Genomic DNA, 17,284 nt, shown 5'->3' on the forward strand with positions numbered 1-17,284 from the left:
TTGAAAAAAGGCTTTAATTTAATCAAGGATTATGCTTTATCCCTATGCTTATTTTTTTCTGTAGGCGGGTTTGTGATTTTTGGCTTGTATGGGGCGAAAACTGCTCAGAAGGAAGAGGCTCTGAGAATAGCCCAAGAGAGTATTATGCGGGCTGCCATTAGCTGTTATGCCTTAGAGGGTGTTTATCCACCGAGTTATGAATATCTGAAAGAGAATTACGGCATTCAAATTGACGAGGAAAAATATACTGTTTTTTATGATATATTTGCTTCAAATATGATGCCTGATGTGACAGTAACTGAGAAGTGAGGGAGAGTATGAAAAAACAAACCCGTATTTTAGAAACGATACCTAGCCTGTTGTTATTTTTTTTGTTTTCTGCATGCTTACTGGCTACCTTGCTTGCAGGGGCAAAGGTATATCAAAGGGTTTCTTCTGTTATGGATGGGCAATACTCCACAACAACTTGTATCAATTACCTATCAGCAAAGGTTCGCCATTATGATCAGAAAGAAGGCGTGGGATTAGGAAAGTTAGGGCAGGAAGACGCCCTTGCCCTCTATGAAGTTTATGATGGCGAGGAATTTGTTACCTATATTTATTCCTTTGATGGTTATCTGATGGAATTATTTTGTAGCGTAGATGGTGGATTTTTTCCTCAAGATGGACAGCAAATTATGCCTATTGATAGCTTAGAAATATCCCTAACTGGGCAGTTGCTTACTTTGCAATGTGCCTATGGGGAGGAAGTGGCTGAGGCAGTTCTAAACTTGCATAGTAAAAGAAAGGGGGCTGTACAATGAATTTTTCTTCAAAAACCCCTTTATTTCTCATGGAAGTTGTGATTATGCTTTTGGTGTTTGCCATTTCTGCAAGCATATGCCTTAAGGTTTTTGTTGAGGGGAACAGAATTTCCCAAGAAAGTTACAATTTGGATCAAGCTTGTAGACAAACCCAGAAGGCGGCGGAATACTGGCAAAGTACTAACGGGGATATAAAGGAAACGGCGCATCTGATGCAGGCTAGCATAGATGGGAATGAGTTAGAATTATTTTACGACGGGGAATGGAACCCTGTTTGGGCGGAAAGTAGATTTGTTCTTTTGATGAAAGTAGCAGGGGCAAGGGCAGAAATTACGGTGAAAGATCAAGAGAAAGAAATTTTTTCCATAATCACTGAGGCGGTGATTTACGGTGAATAGAAATAGAAGCCCCCAAATAAGCCTAGGTATTACTTCATTGGTGGTAATCCTTACGGTCTTATCCTTGACAATTTTTTCTGTCATGACGTTGTCTACTGCTTTAAATGAAAGACATTTATCGCAAAAATCGGCAATAGCCATGAAGCGTTATTACGAAGCTGAAGCTTATTGTACTGAGATAGCAAATGAGTTAGGAAAAATTTGGGAGAACAAAGGGGATGTTAGGGAATTCATGGCCTTTGCAGAAGAAAATAATCTGGATTGTCAATTGGAAGAAAATGAGATATACTTTTCATATCAGTGTCCCATTGATGAAAGGCAGGCTCTTTTTGCAGCCATTTGCATTGGTAAAGATTTTGAGATTCAACAGTGGCGGGTTCAATCTACACAAGATTGGCAGGCAGATGAGAGTTTGCAAATTTGGGACGGGGAGAGTATGGAATAATATGGGGAGGCAGGTATGCTTTCGTTATTAGAAATTTTGAAAAAATCAATGGAGCTAGGGGCTTCGGATATTTTTATCGTCGCCGGAAAACCCGTGTCCTACAAAAAGGGAAAAGTGATTTATCAGCTGAATGAGGAAAAGGTTATGCCTGATTACTCTAAAGACTTGGTGGAGGAGGCGTATAAGCTTGCCAATAGAGAATTATGTAGATTAATGGCGGATGGGGATGACGACTTTGCCATTTCCGTTCCCAATCTGACAAGGCTAAGGGTGAACTGTTATAAGCAAAGAGGCTCTATGGCGGCGGTTTTGCGTATTGTTGCCTTTGGCATACCAAATTATCAGGCCATTGGAATTCCCGAGCAGGTCATGGCCTTGGCAAATAAACAAAAAGGTATGGTTCTTGTTACAGGGGCCGCTGGGAACGGAAAATCCACAACCCTTGCTTGTATTTTGCAAAGGATTAATGAGACGAGAAGTGGTCATATCATTACCCTAGAAGATCCCATTGAGTTTTTGTACCGCAATGAGAAATCCATTATAAGTCAGCGAGAAATTGGCTTAGACACCATGAACTTTGTTACCGCCTTGCGTTCTAGTTTAAGGCAATCTCCAGATGTTATATTGGTGGGTGAGATGAGAGACTATGAGACCGTTCAAATTGCTATGACTGCAGCGGAAACGGGACACCTGATCCTTTCTACACTGCATACCGTAGGTGCTGTGAACACCATTGACCGCATCATAGATATCTTTCCCTCAAACCAGCAACAGCAGGTTCGTGTACAGTTGTCCATGGCTTTAAAAACAGTGATTTCTCAGCAGTTGATTCCCAGTGTAAATGGCGAGTTGATTCCTGTTTTTGAAGTGATGCATGTAAATAGTGCTGTTCGTAATATGATTCGTGAGTCAAAGGTTTATCAGATAGAATCCGTTATCGGAATGTCGGGGACAGAGGGTATGGTTTCAATGGACAACAGTCTATACGATTTGGCCACAAGGGGTAAAATAACCATGGAAACAGCATTGCAATATGCCCTTCATCCAGAGCTTTTGGAGAAGCGGTTGCGTAGCAACTTAGGAGGGTAAGGTTAGACACAACATACAAGACTTTTAAAGTGGAAGAGATGCTAAACCATATAAAATGGTGAAGGAGAGCAAAATGGAGCAATGGACGAAATTCGGGTGTAAAACCCCCTTCGAACAGGTGGCCTGGGAAGTCTCTAACTAGATGCGGTTGAAGCGCATGGGATAGGCAAAGGAATCTTTTTCTAGTAGGCAAAGGAAGAAATACAAATAGTAAGAAGTAAGAATGTAGTTTTGGCATACGGAAAGAAAAAAGGGGGAGGCCAGTTGAACGAAGAATTTAGAGTAACAATGCTGGGAGAATTTACGATTGAATATGGTGATAGCATCATTTCTGACCAGTCCAACCGCTCCAAAAAGGTGTGGACTTTGCTTGAGTATATTATTGTCCATAGGAAACGTTTTGTGTCTCAGGATGAGTTGATAGACCTGCTTTGGTCAGATAGCAACTCTCGTGATCCGATTAATACTTTGAAGGTTTTAATGCACCGTGTAAGGTCTACTTTAGAAGATTTGGATTTTGAAGATAGTCGGCGTATGATTTTATATCGAAATGGTGCCTATGGATGGAACCAAGACTACACTTGTGTGACAGATATAGACGAATTCCAAAGACTGATTTATGAAAGTGACCAAGAAACAGAGGATGATGCAAGAAAAATAGCTTTACTGCTCCAAGCGGAAAGCCTATATCAGGGCCATTTCTTACAAAAAAAAGCATCTGAACCATGGGTTATCCCAATTGCGAACTATTATCGTACTCTTTATAATCGGGTGGTATTGGATTTGGCTCATATGCTTTTTGAACATAAAAAGTATGAGCAACTGGCCAGTGTGTGCCAAAAGGCCATTCTCTTTGAGCCTTATGAAGAGCAGTTTTATATTTACCTAATTCAAGTTTTAATTTGTACTGGACATCTGGAAAAAGCCTTGGACTTATATCATCATGTAACAGATTTATTCATGAAAGAGTTGGGTGTAACCCCTTCCGAAGAGCTTCGTGCATTATATAAAGACGTAGTAAAAACAATAAAGACTCCAGAAATGAACTTAAGCGTAATAAAAAGCAAACTGGATGAGAGCAGGGAAGAAATCGGCTGTGTTTTTTGTGAATATGAGTTTTTCAAACTAGTTTATCGTTTAGAGACTAGGAGCATCGGCAGGACGGGAGATACCTCTTTTTTATGCTTAATATCCGCTGTTGATAAAAACACTGTTGGCATTCCATCTCGAAGGGTTTTAAACCGATCAATGGATGCGTTAAAAACAACGATTCAGTACAATATCCGTAGCGGTGACGTATTTACAAGATATAGTGTGAATCAGTACTTAATTATGCTACCCTATACAACCACTGAAACGGCAAATATGGTTGCGCAAAGATTGCTAAAGGTATTTCGTAAGGAATTCCCTAATATATCTATTGTCCTTAAATATTCTACCCAGCAAATCATGCCAAAAGCAGATTGTTTTATAAAGGATTAAGAGAGTAAAAAGCTATGGGACTTTAGCAGCAAAATAAACGACCTAAGTTTAAAGAAACTAGGAGCGTCTTAGAAGGAAAGCATCTGCAAACCATACAGTTTGCAGATGCTTTCCTTGTTTGTTCTAGTATACAATAAAAATGCCACTATTCCTCAACCATACGGTAGCCAACACCCACTTCAGTAAAGATATATTCTGGAGCGGCAGGGTTTTTTTCCAACTTTCGCCTTATGTTCGCCATATTCACCCTTAGAATTTGATTGTCCTTAAGGGCATAAGGCCCCCAGAGTTCTGTAATAATGTTATCATAGGTAAGGACTCGGCCTGCACTTTTGGCTAACAATGATACGATTTTATATTCAATTTGAGTTAGATGAACTTCTTTGCTATCGATGGTAACTAATCTTTTGGGGAAATCAATTTTCAAGCCTTTTACACAAAATTGGTTTTGTGTTGTGCCAGAATGGATGCTGGTACTGTGTCGTAGAGCAGTACGAATACGAGCCAAAAGTTCAGAAGTACCAAATGGTTTCACAATATAATCATCAGCACCTAAGTCAAGAGCCTCAACTTTATCCGTTTCATCACCCCGGGCAGAAACAACGATAACAGGCGTGGAAGTCCAAGATCTAAGATGCTTTAAAACGGTAATCCCATCTAAGTCCGGCAGCCCCAAATCCAGCAGAACCAAATCGGGGCAGTGGGATGGAATCATGGATAAGGCCTCCTGGCCATTTTTTGCACAGAGAACACCATATTCTTTGGATTTTAAAGTCATTTCGATAAAGTTACAGATGGGCACTTCATCTTCAACAATAAGTATTTTTGCTTTCATTGACATTTCGAAGATCTCCTTTCATGGGCAATACGAATGTAAAACTTGCACCACCGCAATTATGATTTTTAGCAAATATTCTACCATCATGAGCTAGTATAATTGTCTTGCATATAGAAAGACCAATCCCTAAGCCACGGTTAGCGTCTGCGGAAACAGCTCCACTTTTTCCTTCAAAAATTGTAGAAACTTTTGTTGGATCGATGCCTTTGCCATAGTCTGTAACAGTAAAAATGGCCTCATCTTGTTCCTTAGAAACCTTAAGTCTTACGGGAAGAGAAGTCCCTGAGTGGCGGATGGCATTTTCTAATAGGTTTATCAAAACCTGCTCTATTAGTGTTGCGTCCATAGGCACAATTAAAAGTTCTTCGGGTACGGAAACATTTATGGTGGAGTTAGGAAAGCGTTTTAGAATTCTAGAAACGGATTCTGCAACAATTTCTTCTACGATTTCATCTTGTTTTTTTACTTTTGCATCCTCGCTACTGATTTTTGTAATGGAAAGCAAATTTTCTACCATATGAATAAGCCATTGGGCATCATGGTGAATATCGCTTAGCAGCTGATCAAAAGTCACTTCATTAATCTTTTCTTTATTTTCCTGTAAGGTTGTGGTGGCCCCTAGAATACAGGTAAGTGGTGTTCGTAAATCGTGAGAAACTGCTCTTAATAGGTTACTGCGCATTTTTTCCTTTTCTTTTTCCAATAGAATTTGCTGTGCTTTTTCCTCAATCGCCTGCCTTTCTAAAGCCAAAATGGTTTGAGAAATCATAATTTCTGAGAATATATAGGTGTCTAATAGGACATAGTCATTCTCAAAAAGAAGACCAATGACCCCATAGACTTTGTTTTCAGAAGAAATTGGGATATAGCTACCTTTGCAATTTTGCACTTTTGGATTTAGCACCACGCCGCAGACTTCATTTTTCGTGAAGGCATCAACGGCTAATTTCAACTCCAAAGGACTGTTAAAAATCAGTTCATCTTGGCTTTTTAGTGTTTGAAATAACTTGATTTTAGGGTTTTCAGGATTCCCCAAATAAGCAACAACGCTACAGTGATTGGATTGAAAGAAAAAATCCAAAGTGATTTCAATGACTTTATTTAAGGTATTTGCAGATAAAAGGGCATTGCTCATTTTTGTAAGATTTTCCGCTCTACGCTCACGCATAGCAGATAGAATGGCGGCTTTTTTTACTCTTGTGGTTAAGGCACTGGTTAAGACCGACATTAAGAGAAGTAGTGCAAAAGTAACAGGGTAGCCCGCCATGGAAAAGTTTATGGCAAAGTAGGGATAAGTGAAGAAAAAATTCACGGCGATTACCCCGCCCACAGAGGAGAGGATTCCCCAGATATAACCCCTGGTAATTACAGAAGTTATGGCAACGGCCAGCATATAAACCCCAAAAATATTATCGATGATAACCTTCATTTCTACCACGCATAACGCAAATGAGGTTGCCACTAGGAATATTAATATTGTTTTAAATAAATCGTACAAGATAATACTGGGGGATAGCTTCACACTTTTTAATTGACGTAAATAATCTCTCATATTATACCTCACATATAAAACCACTCGTGGAAATAGTATAGACAATCTCTATTATACACCTCTTTGGTGGATAAGCGAAATGTTTTGTGATGAAATGAGCCAAATTTTTTTTACACATTTCTTAAGGGTATCGTTGCAAAGGGGGGGATAGTTTGTTATAATTGAATACAAATTTTATAAAAAAAGGAGTAATTTACAAATGAAAACACCATTTGTTTCTTTAGAACAGGCAAAAAAAATAATTGAACAGTATCCAACTCCTTTTCATCTTTATGATGAAAAAGGAATTCGTGAAAATGCCCGTAAGGTAAACCGCGCTTTCTCTTGGAACAAAGGGTTTAAAGAATTTTTTGCGGTAAAAGCTACACCCACCCCGGGAATTTTACAGATTTTGAAGGAAGAGGGATGTGGGGCGGATTGCTCCTCCTTTACAGAGTTACAAATAGCACAAGCCGTAGGTTTTTCCTGCGAAGAAATTATGTTTTCTTCTAATATGACACCTGCAGAGGATTTTGTTTTAGCAAATGACCTTGGTGCAATCATCAATTTTGATGATTTTACACATATCGCATATTTTGAAAAATTAGCAAAGATTCCTGAAACTGTTTGTTGCAGGTATAACCCAGGTGGCCTTTTTCAAGTTTCCAATGATATTATGGATAACCCTGGAGACGCAAAATATGGCATGACAAAAGAACAGATGAAAGAAGGATTCCGAATTCTGAAGGAAAAGGGTGCAAAGCACTTTGGTATCCATTCTTTCTTAGCAAGTAGTACAAGCTCCAATACGTACTACCCTATGTTGGCGAAAATTTTGTTTGAATTAGCCGTAGAATTGAAAAAGGAATTAGATATTCATATTGCGTTTATTAATCTTTCCGGTGGCGTAGGGGTACCTTATCGTCCTGAGGAAACAGCTTGTGATATTATGGCTATTGGTGAAGGCGTTAGACAGGTTTATGAGGAAATTTTGGAGCCGGAAGGCATGGGTGACGTAGCTATTTATACAGAAATGGGACGATTTATGTTAGCTCCTTACGGAAGTATGCTTGCAACGGCCATTCATGAAAAGCATATCTACAAAGAATACATTGGTTTAGATGCTTGTGCTGCCAATTTAATGCGACCCGCCATGTACGGAGCCTATCATCATATGACCGTTTTAGGAAAAGAAGAACAGGCCTGTGATCATACTTATGATGTGGTTGGCGGTCTTTGCGAAAACAATGATAAATTTGCCATAGATAGGCAGTTACCTGAAATTAAAATTGGAGATATTATTTATATTCACGATACAGGTGCCCATGGCCATTCTATGGGATACAATTATAATGGGAAATTACGTTCTGCGGAGCTTCTTTTGAAAGAAGATGGTGAAATTGCTTTGCTCCGTCGTGCAGAGACTCCTGAAGATTATTTTGCAACCTTTGACTTCACAGGTCTTTTTAAAAAGTAGTTGAAATAGAAAAAAATAAAAAATAGTGAAGTATGGCGGTAGCTGCATTTTTGCGGTTACCGCTTTTTTTGCTGAACAAAACCAAATAATTCCACACAAGAAAAAGCTGATATAAAATTCCCTTAAGGAAAAATCAGCAAAAATGAATAGTAATGCTTGGTTTTTTCATGGAAAAATACCCTAATTATTATGTAAAATACCCAAATAATATTTTTGACATTGCCTAGGAATAATATTTTTAATATACTTTTGTTAACTTTAATGAATTTACGAATTTACAGAAGAATGAGGGTGAGGGTCTTGAGGCGGGAAGAAATGAATAACTTCGATATGACTTTAGAGGAGTGTCGAGACATATTTGATACCATAGAAAATTTGGTAGTAGTAGATGCAGAAGGAAAAATCAAGTATTTCTCTCCTAACATGTATAAAAATGTAGAAGTAATTGAAGGAAGGCCCATTCCTAAGGATGTAGTGGGTAAGCATATTTTAGAGATTCATCCCTTAAGTAAAATTTGTAAGGTATTGGAAAAAAAGAAGGAAGATGCAAATTGTTTTTATTTTACTGTGGGTGTGACAAATGTGGCTAGAATTAAGCCGATTTTTCGTGGGAAGAAATTAGTTGGAGTCATCGATTATGATATTTTCACCGATGATAAAGCCATAAAAAGCTTTTTAGACAAAGCTGTGGATTATTCAATCAAAGGGTTTTTAAACCTAAAAGAAACAGTAAATACAATTTATCAGCTTTCAGCAAAAATGGACCGAGTAAAATATTGTGTATCCGATATTATTGGGGAAAGCCCTCAAATAGTGGAGCTTCGTAAAAAAATTCACTGCATCTCTCAGTCGGAATCTACCGTCATGATTATGGGGCAAACGGGATGTGGGAAAGAGCTGGTTGCCCACTCCATTCACAATATTAGTAGAAGAAGGGGCAGGGAAATGGTGGAGATCAACTGTGCCGCTATACCTGAAAGTTTGGTGGAAAGTGAGCTATTTGGATACGAAGAAGGGGCATTTACAGGGGCAAAAAAGGGGGGACGTATGGGTCGCTTTCAAATGGCAGACAAAAGCACGATTTTTCTTGATGAAATTGATCAGCTTCCCTATCATGTACAGCCAAAACTGTTAAGAGTACTACAGGAAAAAGAGGTTACACTTATTGGAGGAAAAAAAGTCCCTGTTGATATTAGAGTTATTGCAGCAACAAATAAAAACCTGAAAGAGATGGTTGCCCAAGGAAAATTCCGCGAGGATTTATATTACCGCTTAAACGTTGTTGAAATCCTCGTTCCTTCTCTTGGGGAGCGAAGGCAGGATATTGCCATGTTGGCCGCGCATCAAGTCAAACGGCTCAATAAAAGTATGGGTAAAAACGTTTTAGATATCTCCCAGGAGGCAAAAGACCTGTTAATGTGCCATGACTGGCCGGGCAACGTCAGAGAGTTATACAATATTTTAGAAAGAGCCATGAACAACTGTCAAGGGGAAACGCTATTGCCTTCCCATTTTGGAAGTTTTTTGTCGGATGCTTTATTTGTCCTCAATGATACCACCTTGGATTCTTTAGATAACCCTTTGGAAGAAATCCGTGATCGTGCGGAAAAAGAAGCCATTGAGAAAGTGTTAGAAATTACCCAAGGAAACAGAAGTAAGGCGGCAAAATTATTGAAAATTTCCAGAACTAGCTTATATAATAAAATTGAAAAGCATAAAATTCCATAAAATTTGATTTATTTTGTTAATTTTTTTGTACACTGTAAGCTTTTTTGAACACTGCATTTTTCCTTTTATATTAGGCAGATGCAATCCGCAGTTATATAACATGTAAAGATTTCTTGACAGTGAAAAAAAGACTGATGAAAAACAAAACAGCTAGAAACCTGATGTAATAGGGGTTTTTAGCTGTCTTTTTTATTTGGCACGGATATTGCTTTATTTAGTACTGTCTCCCTGATACCAAAGAAAGTTTTTAAACAAAAGATGTATCGAAGGCTTTTGTATAAGTAAGGGCCCTACTGTACAAAATGTTTCGCAGTGAAGCCATGTAGTGTTTATGATAAAAAGGAGGAGTGGACATGACCACGAACACACAAAGGGTAAGTGTAAAAACGAAATTAGGTTATGGTATAGGTCAAATGGGGGACTCCATAGGATTTAATGTGTTTTATTTCTTTTTTCTATTCTTTCTGACAGATATTATTGGAATATCTCCAAGTATTGCAGGTTCTATTTCGCTTATTGCAGTTATTTGGGATGCCATTACAGATCCAATCATCGGTTATTCTTCAGATAATATTAGAAGTAAATATGGCAGAAGAAGACCATTTATGATTGTTTCAGCCATTCCATATGCTATCGTCATGTTTTTGTTGTTTAACGACATTAGCCTTTCTGAAACTGCAAAGAATGGCTACTATATCGTGATTTCTATGTTGTTTTGGACTGCTTACACTGCTTATGTAATTCCTTACTTCGCTTTAGGTGCGGAAATCACTCAGGATTTTGAGGAAAGAACCAGCCTTAGAGTATGGGCAAGTTACTTTATGTATGCAGCAGTTATGATTGCCTCATCTGCACCGCCTATGATTGTTGCTATGACAGAGAAAGCGGGCGGATCTAACATTCGTGGATGGCGTAACGTAGGTATTGTATTTGCAATTTTAATCTTTGTTGCTATTGCCATTTGTTGGATTAGCACGAAGGGCAAGGAACTTCCTGTGGAGGAGACGCCAAAAGCCAGATTTGCCGACATTTTTAAATCTTATATAAAAATTTTTAAATTAAAGTGTGTAAAACCTTTGGCGGCTTCTGTTTTACTCTGGTCATGTGTTTGTTCTTTGGGAAGCGGTGGTATTGTTTATTTAATTAATAATACTTTAAATTACGACCCCGCAACGCAGTCTTTGATTTTGTTCTGTCTTTCTATTTTTAATATGGTGTGGCTGCCTGTAATTAACAAGCTTGCCGCTAAATTCGATAAGAAAAAAGTGTATATGAACAGTATGCTCATTTCGGGGGTAGCTTTGGTTGCGTTCTATTTCATTGGCTTCCCTTCCATGATCATTTTACTTTTGATGATTTTAATTTACTGTTTCGGTAATTCTACATATTGGACTCTTTACTATTCCATGATGTACGACATAACTGAATTGGGTGAATTCAAGACAGGAGAAAGAATTGAAGGTGGAATTACAGCATTGATGTCCTTCTGTCAAAAACTTGGTGCCGCATTCGCTATGTGGTTAACCGGTCAGGTTTTAACATGGGGACAATATGGTGTAGAAGGAGCAGCGGAAAGTGCCAACAGGGCAATCATGCTGGTAAACACTGCTATTCCCGGTGTGGTTGGTATTTTGGCAGCCTTGTGTGCAATTGCTTACCCCCTTACCAGAGGTAAGTTTCAGGCAATTAGCCAGGCTTTGGCAGCGAAAAAAGCAGGAGAAGACTACTCGGTAGAAGGTTTTAAAGAATTATTATAAATAATATTGTTGGAGTGCAAAAAATGAGAAATAAAACATATAGCTGGTACGTGGTTTTTATCAATGCGTTTATTGGTTGCATTCTTTCTGCAACTTTTCCGCAATCATCAATGACCATTGTATACCTTGCTGAAAAAATTCAAGTCTCTCAAGAAATATTGCTTATTGGGGACACCATAAAAACAGTTGCAATTATTATAGGAATGCTGATTTCCGGTTTTCTATACAAAAGGCTGGGTGCAAGAAGAACATTTTTACTTAGCATGGTGACTTTAATAATCTCTTTTGTTTTAACACCTTATGTTAATAATATCCTACTACTTTATTTGCTAAAATTCATTCAAGGATTTGCTTCCGTTGTTTTTCCTATTTTCATAATTATTATTATGAGTTGGATGGACGAAAAAAACAGAGGACTCTCCACCGCCTTGTTCAATGGTATTTTTTACGGCGGAGCGGGAATCGGCGGTACGTTCAGTGGTTACGTAATTTCTGAATTTGGTTGGATAGAATCTTATTGGGGACTGGCAATTTTACAATTCATAACTGCTGTTATTTGGCTGCTTACCGTAAAGGAGAATCAAGAAATTCCAACAGTTAAGGTGGAAAGCAGTCCGGTATCTTTTAGGAAAATGGTGACGGCACCTGTGGTTTGGTTATTGGTTCTTGCTTTTATCTCCACCACTTGGTCAGTGCAAGCCATTTCCATAGATATGCCTCTTTTTAGCAGTTATCTTGGTTATGGGGAGATGGAAACAGGAAAAATTTTATCTGCCATTACCATTGGTATCATTAGTGCCTGCGTCATTTCCGGAAAAGCCAGTGATTTTCTTGCGGCTAGGATGGAGAATAAAGGGGTGGCTCGTGTTATGGTATATTCTATTGGCTGTATCATTATTGTTCTATCCGTAGTCATGCTGATTTCACTTGATTTAAATAACTTTATGACATTTTATATTGCAGTTTTGGTTTTTTCCTTTGGGTCTTCATGGGGGCTAGGCGCCTTCTATTCTATATTACCTGAGTTGTTTGATGGCGATGCTTTACCTGTTGCTACAGGTTTTATTGGTGGCTGTGGCGATCTGGGCATGACACTAGCTCCAATCGTTGTTGGTATTTTATTGGGCATCAAAGGTTATTGGAATATAGGCTGGGCAGTGTGTGCTGTGGTGGCACTCATAAGCGTTTTTTCGTGTTTATTAATACTAAAAAATATAAGAAGAGATAGAAAGGTTGGATAGTATGGGAAGATTCTTAAATGTAGGATTGATTCAAATGCCGATTAGTCAAGATACTGTGGTCAACTTAAAGTACATTGAGCAACGGGTTGCAGCAATGATGAGTGGGTATCATAAGCCGGAGTTAATTGTAGGGGTTGAGTGTACCGAATGTTTTACCCCGGAATATATCCCTGGCCCCATAACAGACTTTTTCGGTGCTATTGCGAAAAAATATGGCATTTATTTTATTCCAGGTACAATGTACGAAAAGCACGATGACCTGCCCGAAGGCACTTTCTATAATGCTGCACCAATTTTCAATCCAAAGGGCGAACTGATTGATGTTTATCGAAAGATGGCACCATGGCGTCCTTCTGAAGCATATGCAGCACCTGGAAAGCGGTATGTGGTGTTCGATATTCCAGAAAAGCAAACAAAGGTTGGGGTGCAGATTTGCTATGACTTGAACTTCCCAGAAATATCAAGAAACGAAACTTTAATGGGCGCAGAGGTTTTAGTAAAATTGACAATGGATCCGCAAGAATTATACTCATTTAATAAACCTTTGCATTTTGCCAGAGCCGTTGAAAATCAAGCATACTTGGTTTCCACAAATGGTGTAGGCTTTTTCAATAATATCCATATGTATGGCAACTCTTTGGTGGTTAATCCGGAAGGGCAGTTGCTTTGGGAAGGTGGGCAAGAGGCAACAACGGTAACCGTCACTTTGGATTTGGATTTAGTATCAAGAACAAGGCAGTATGGTACTATGTTTGTAGATCACTATCTCCAGCACCTAAGAGACTATAATTTCCCTATGCCTTACGCAGACGATGTTACAAAAGCACCACTATTTGATGCGCTTAGAAAAACCCCTAAAGATACCAATGAATATGAAGAAGATGTGAAGTCTGTAGGGGTATGCCAGTTGGGCAACCTCATTGAAATTGTACCTGACCTTGCCCAGTATGAGAAAGATTTGGATGAGTTTTTGAACAGAAGTAAATAAATTTGTTTTTTTGTAGATGCTAAACATTTCTGTAATTGAAGATGTGTTTTTCTTTTGAAAGGTAGTAAGGAAATCCCTCCTATATACCATTTATAAAATATGAAAAGGGCTTGCCAAGAATGGCAAGCCCTAGTTTAAATGGTTTAGAATGTATTGCCAAAAAGAATGTATCCTCTGGTAACATAAAAAGCCTATTTATGAATTTATTTATCTAAGTAGGTGCGCATATATTCGTCTCGTATTTCCTGAGGAACCAGATTGCCCCCTGTTGCCCAAGGCACATGAATTGCCCTTACCATTTTAGAGGTTAAGCCCATTTTCTCGATGTATGCCTTTGTAGCTTCATCTTTCATAAGCTGAATAGGGCCCCAGAAGGATGCGCAGGCAGATGGTTCTAGGAAAATATTCTCAGAATTTACAATATCCCGCATTAAATCGTAAATATGATAATCTTGAAGCGTTAGAATGCCTGATAACAAGTTGGTCATAACGCCACCTACAAAACCAGAAGGACGTCCTACGGCCAAGCCATCGGCATGGGTTTGCCCACTTAAGCCAAAGTCTTGTACACAAACTTCGTTCTGTAAGCCCGATGCCATACCCACCAGCATACAAGGGGCCTGGGTAGGCTCCACGAAGAAAACATGAACGTGGTCACCAAAAATTTGCTTTAGGCCAAAAGCGACTCCACCTGGTGCACCGCCCACACCGCAGGGAATGTATACGAAAAGAGGGTGTTCCTCGTCAACCACGATATTTTGTTCTTCAAACTGTTTTTTCAAACGATTTGCGGCAACGGCATAGCCTAAAAATAATGTGACTGAGTTTTCATCATCCACGAAATAGCTGGTAGGATCAGCATCTGAATTTTCACGTCCAACTTCCACGGCTTTGCTGTAATCGTCTTCGTATTCAACAACCTCTGCACCACGTTTACGAAGCAAGTCTTTTTTCCATTGTTTCGCATCAGCAGACATATGGACAATTACGTGGAAGCCAAGAACTGCACTCATGATGCCAATGCTCATGCCTAAATTACCCGTTGAACCAACCTGAATTTTAAACTTGCTGAAAAATTCTTTAAATTTTTTCGATGCAAACACACTATAATCATCGGTTTCTTTTAAAATGCCATGTTCTAATGCTAAATCTTCTGCGTGTTTCAACACTTCATAAATACCGCCTCTTGCTTTAATCGAGCCTGAAATGGCAAGATGGCTGTCTTGCTTCAAAAATAATCTTCCGGGGATTTCGGTGTTGTATTCTTTTTCTAATAAAATTTTCATTTTCTCGATCTCCGTTAATGGAGATTCAATCAAACCATTTTCGGGAGCTGTTTCAGTAAAAACTTTTAAAATAAAGGGAGCAAATTTTGCCAAGCGTGCTTCTGCACCATCAATGTCTGTCATTGCTAGATTGATTTTTAAAAGGGCTTTTGTGGCATCCTCCAAATTATCATTGATCCATGTCACTTCTTTGCCCTCACTTACTGCTTTTAACAAGTCTTTGCACTGAATTTGGTTCCAAAATTCTTGATTCATTTTTATTCCCCCCAGTTTGTATTGTTTGATTTAACCAAAGATTACAAATATTTCTTCCGTAATAGTATCATATTGCATGAAAGTGTGCAATAGGGACTAGATGTAGTCGCTATATTAAAATTAAGTACTATATATTGACATATACTTCCTTCATATTGTATACTAGTTCAATAAGTTTGAGGGGGAAAGAAGGCATGGAAAAAGCTAGGCAGTTGATTTCTGCAATCATCGCAGGGATGTTTATAGGTATGGGTGGTACTGTTTTTTTATCTCTACAAAATCCCGTTATAGGTAGCTTTTTATTTGCCATCGGGCTGTTTACCATTGTCGGCTTTCGATTACAACTCTTTACAGGGAGAATCGGCTATCTGATTTTTGAAAAGCCAGTGTACTTCATTGAGCTAGGTATTACTTGGCTGGGTAACCTTATTGGTACATATGTTATGGCTTGGTTGGTTCAGCACACTCGGATTTACCAAGGCATTTCTGAAAGGGTTGCAGAAATTTCTCGGCTAAAACTTGAGGATAATCTGTTGAGTATTTTTATTTTAGCATTTTTTTGCGGTGTACTCATGTTTATCGCCATTGACCTTTATAGAAATTTAGAGGGTTCAATGTTAAAAGCCATTGCGATTTTTATTCCCGTAGTAGTATTTATTTTGAGTGGTTTTGAGCACGTGATTGCGAATATGTTTTATTTTAGCTTGGCGAATGCATGGGATGGTCATTGCCTATTTTATATTGTTATAATGACACTGGGAAACAGCCTAGGCGGCTTGTTAATTCCTGCATATTTAAAGCTGTTTCGTTTAAGATAAAGTAGACAGATGCTCTTTCAAAGATTATTCTAGAAAGAGCTTTTCTTATTTTGAGAGGATAGTAGTTTAGTATTTATTTAAATTATAAGGAGCTCTTATGAACGATTTTCACGATATTGTTTCTAAATTAATTGTTTGGTATGAAAAAAATGCCAGAGATTTACCGTGGCGTAGAACGAAAAATCCTTACCACATTTGGTTATCAGAAATTATGCTGCAACAAACCCGTGTTGAGGCAGTTAAGCCTTATTTTCAACGGTTTATTCAAGTTTGCCCCACCATAGAATCTTTGGCAAGTGCCGAGGAAGAAACGCTTTTAAAGTTATGGGAAGGCCTTGGTTATTACAGCAGGGTACGAAATTTACAAAAAGCGGCACAAACAGTAGTAGAAGAGCATGGTGGTAACTTGCCTGCCGATTATCATGAATTACGTAAACTAAAGGGGATTGGCCCTTATACAGCGGGTGCCATTGCCTCCATTGCCTTTTCCTTGCCCTATGCTGCGGTGGATGGCAACGTGCTTCGGGTGATGTCCCGCTTAACGGCCGATGCACGAGATATTGCTTTGGCTTCCACGAAAAAAGCTTGGGAGGAAGAAATAACTTCATTGATGCCAAAGGGGCAGGAGGGAGCCTTTACCCAGGCGTTAATGGAACTTGGTGCCACAGTTTGTTTGCCGAATGGTATGCCAAAATGTGAAGTTTGCCCAGTGCGGGAGCATTGTCTAGGGTATAAAAAAAATGCAGTTTTGCAGTACCCTGTGAAAAGTCCGAAGAAACCTCGCACGAAGGAGTTTCTTTCGGTTTTCTTTTTGGCCTATAATGGAAAAATTGCCATAAGTAAGCGAGGGGAGAAAGGCCTCCTTTCTGGCCTTTGGCAGCTACCTAATTGCAGTAGGGAAAAAGCTCTGCCTGTCGCCCTGAATGAATGGGGGATTATTACCGGGGAAATAAAGAATATGACTTCAAGAAAGCATATCTTCACCCATATCGAATGGCATATGGATTGCTATTTTGTTGATGTAAAGGAATATGAGAATAATGGGTTTCTTTGGCTAGATAAGGAAACCGTGGAAAAAGAGTATGCTCTACCCTCGGCCTTTAAAAAGGTTTGGGAAGAGGGGGGCAGTCTTCTGGAGGAATAAAAAA

Annotated in this window: 16 protein-coding genes; 13 read left to right on the top strand and 3 right to left on the bottom strand. The window is 38.8% G+C overall.

All coding sequences use genetic code 11. From position 1 onward, the window contains the following. The 6 genes from RBQ60_RS05895 (at position 1) to RBQ60_RS05920 (ending at position 4,217) form a co-directional block, all read left to right on the top strand. Positions 1-309, top strand: coding sequence for a hypothetical protein (locus tag RBQ60_RS05895; protein WP_307885652.1), 309 nt, complete (start codon positions 1-3; stop codon positions 307-309). Between the two features lie 8 nt (positions 310-317). Further along, positions 318-803, top strand: a complete 486-nt coding sequence (locus RBQ60_RS05900; RefSeq protein WP_307885653.1) for a DUF4860 domain-containing protein — start codon at positions 318-320, stop codon at positions 801-803. After that, positions 800-1,201, top strand: coding sequence for a hypothetical protein (locus tag RBQ60_RS05905; RefSeq protein WP_307885654.1), 402 nt, complete (start codon positions 800-802; stop codon positions 1,199-1,201). The genes RBQ60_RS05900 and RBQ60_RS05905 overlap by 4 nt, the downstream gene beginning before the upstream one ends. Further along, positions 1,194-1,646: a hypothetical protein gene (locus RBQ60_RS05910; RefSeq protein ID WP_307885655.1), complete on the top strand. Its 453-nt coding sequence runs from the start codon at positions 1,194-1,196 to the stop codon at positions 1,644-1,646. Before RBQ60_RS05905 ends, RBQ60_RS05910 begins: the two co-directional genes overlap by 8 nt. Before the next feature lie 15 nt (positions 1,647-1,661). After that, positions 1,662-2,735: a type IV pilus twitching motility protein PilT gene (locus tag RBQ60_RS05915; protein WP_307885656.1), complete on the top strand. Its 1,074-nt coding sequence runs from the start codon at positions 1,662-1,664 to the stop codon at positions 2,733-2,735. A gap of 264 nt (positions 2,736-2,999) precedes the next feature. After that, a complete protein-coding gene (locus tag RBQ60_RS05920) occupies positions 3,000-4,217 on the top strand; it encodes a BTAD domain-containing putative transcriptional regulator (RefSeq protein WP_307885657.1) in 1,218 nt (405 codons plus the stop codon). A 145-nt stretch (positions 4,218-4,362) separates the two neighbouring features. Here the strand turns inward: RBQ60_RS05920 and RBQ60_RS05925 are convergent, their stop codons facing one another. Next, positions 4,363-5,058 (bottom strand): response regulator, encoded by a 696-nt coding sequence (locus RBQ60_RS05925; protein WP_307885658.1) that lies wholly within the window; start codon positions 5,056-5,058, stop codon positions 4,363-4,365. Beyond that, positions 5,027-6,607 (bottom strand): ATP-binding protein, encoded by a 1,581-nt coding sequence (locus tag RBQ60_RS05930; protein WP_307885659.1) that lies wholly within the window; start codon positions 6,605-6,607, stop codon positions 5,027-5,029. The genes RBQ60_RS05925 and RBQ60_RS05930 overlap by 32 nt, the downstream gene beginning before the upstream one ends. A gap of 199 nt (positions 6,608-6,806) precedes the next feature. Here RBQ60_RS05930 and RBQ60_RS05935 point away from each other — a divergent pair, with 199 nt between their 5' ends. The 5 genes from RBQ60_RS05935 to RBQ60_RS05955 all read left to right on the top strand — a co-directional run bounded on the left by RBQ60_RS05935 (position 6,807) and on the right by RBQ60_RS05955 (position 13,777). Continuing rightward, a complete protein-coding gene (locus RBQ60_RS05935; RefSeq protein WP_307885660.1) occupies positions 6,807-8,063 on the top strand; it encodes a diaminopimelate decarboxylase in 1,257 nt (418 codons plus the stop codon). A gap of 315 nt (positions 8,064-8,378) precedes the next feature. Continuing rightward, entirely contained in the window at positions 8,379-9,791 is a 1,413-nt protein-coding gene (locus RBQ60_RS05940) for a sigma-54 interaction domain-containing protein (RefSeq protein WP_307885661.1), read from the top strand. Positions 9,792-10,144: 353 nt separating this feature from the next. Beyond that, on the top strand, positions 10,145-11,548 hold the full coding sequence (locus tag RBQ60_RS05945) for an MFS transporter (protein ID WP_307885662.1): 1,404 nt from the start codon (positions 10,145-10,147) through the stop codon (positions 11,546-11,548). A gap of 23 nt (positions 11,549-11,571) precedes the next feature. Next, positions 11,572-12,789 carry an MFS transporter gene (locus RBQ60_RS05950; protein WP_307885663.1) on the top strand — a complete coding sequence of 406 codons (1,218 nt, stop codon included), beginning with the start codon at positions 11,572-11,574 and terminating at the stop codon, positions 12,787-12,789. Between the two features lies 1 nt (position 12,790). Further along, entirely contained in the window at positions 12,791-13,777 is a 987-nt protein-coding gene (locus RBQ60_RS05955; RefSeq protein ID WP_307885664.1) for a carbon-nitrogen hydrolase family protein, read from the top strand. A 203-nt stretch (positions 13,778-13,980) separates the two neighbouring features. Here the strand turns inward: RBQ60_RS05955 and RBQ60_RS05960 are convergent, their stop codons facing one another. Next, entirely contained in the window at positions 13,981-15,318 is a 1,338-nt protein-coding gene (locus RBQ60_RS05960) for a D-serine ammonia-lyase (RefSeq protein WP_307885665.1), read from the bottom strand. A 194-nt stretch (positions 15,319-15,512) separates the two neighbouring features. On the opposite strand from RBQ60_RS05960, the gene RBQ60_RS05965 reads away from it, so the two are divergent. After that, positions 15,513-16,136: a formate/nitrite transporter family protein gene (locus RBQ60_RS05965; RefSeq protein WP_307885666.1), complete on the top strand. Its 624-nt coding sequence runs from the start codon at positions 15,513-15,515 to the stop codon at positions 16,134-16,136. Between the two features lie 97 nt (positions 16,137-16,233). Further along, positions 16,234-17,280 (top strand): A/G-specific adenine glycosylase, encoded by a 1,047-nt coding sequence (gene mutY / locus RBQ60_RS05970; protein WP_307885667.1) that lies wholly within the window; start codon positions 16,234-16,236, stop codon positions 17,278-17,280. Positions 17,281-17,284 lie beyond the last annotated feature (4 nt).

Origin of the sequence: Anaerotignum sp. MB30-C6 (assembly GCF_030908465.1) — a bacterium.
In the GTDB taxonomy this organism is placed as follows: domain Bacteria; phylum Bacillota; class Clostridia; order Lachnospirales; family Anaerotignaceae; genus Chakrabartyella.

Bases quoted from the DNA above. Each gene is read 5' to 3' on its own strand.
- RBQ60_RS05955 (WP_307885664.1), top strand. From the start codon at position 12,791: ATGGGAAGATTCTTAAATGTAGGATTGATTCAAATGCCGATTAGTCAA.
- RBQ60_RS05925 (WP_307885658.1), bottom strand. From the start codon at position 5,058: ATGTCAATGAAAGCAAAAATACTTATTGTTGAAGATGAAGTGCCCATC.
- mutY (WP_307885667.1), top strand. From the start codon at position 16,234: ATGAACGATTTTCACGATATTGTTTCTAAATTAATTGTTTGGTATGAA.
- RBQ60_RS05940 (WP_307885661.1), top strand. From the start codon at position 8,379: ATGAATAACTTCGATATGACTTTAGAGGAGTGTCGAGACATATTTGAT.
- RBQ60_RS05930 (WP_307885659.1), bottom strand. From the start codon at position 6,607: ATGAGAGATTATTTACGTCAATTAAAAAGTGTGAAGCTATCCCCCAGT.
- RBQ60_RS05965 (WP_307885666.1), top strand. From the start codon at position 15,513: ATGGAAAAAGCTAGGCAGTTGATTTCTGCAATCATCGCAGGGATGTTT.
- RBQ60_RS05900 (WP_307885653.1), top strand. From the start codon at position 318: ATGAAAAAACAAACCCGTATTTTAGAAACGATACCTAGCCTGTTGTTA.
- RBQ60_RS05905 (WP_307885654.1), top strand. From the start codon at position 800: ATGAATTTTTCTTCAAAAACCCCTTTATTTCTCATGGAAGTTGTGATT.
- RBQ60_RS05915 (WP_307885656.1), top strand. From the start codon at position 1,662: ATGCTTTCGTTATTAGAAATTTTGAAAAAATCAATGGAGCTAGGGGCT.
- RBQ60_RS05935 (WP_307885660.1), top strand. From the start codon at position 6,807: ATGAAAACACCATTTGTTTCTTTAGAACAGGCAAAAAAAATAATTGAA.
- RBQ60_RS05945 (WP_307885662.1), top strand. From the start codon at position 10,145: ATGACCACGAACACACAAAGGGTAAGTGTAAAAACGAAATTAGGTTAT.
- RBQ60_RS05960 (WP_307885665.1), bottom strand. From the start codon at position 15,318: ATGAATCAAGAATTTTGGAACCAAATTCAGTGCAAAGACTTGTTAAAA.
- RBQ60_RS05950 (WP_307885663.1), top strand. From the start codon at position 11,572: ATGAGAAATAAAACATATAGCTGGTACGTGGTTTTTATCAATGCGTTT.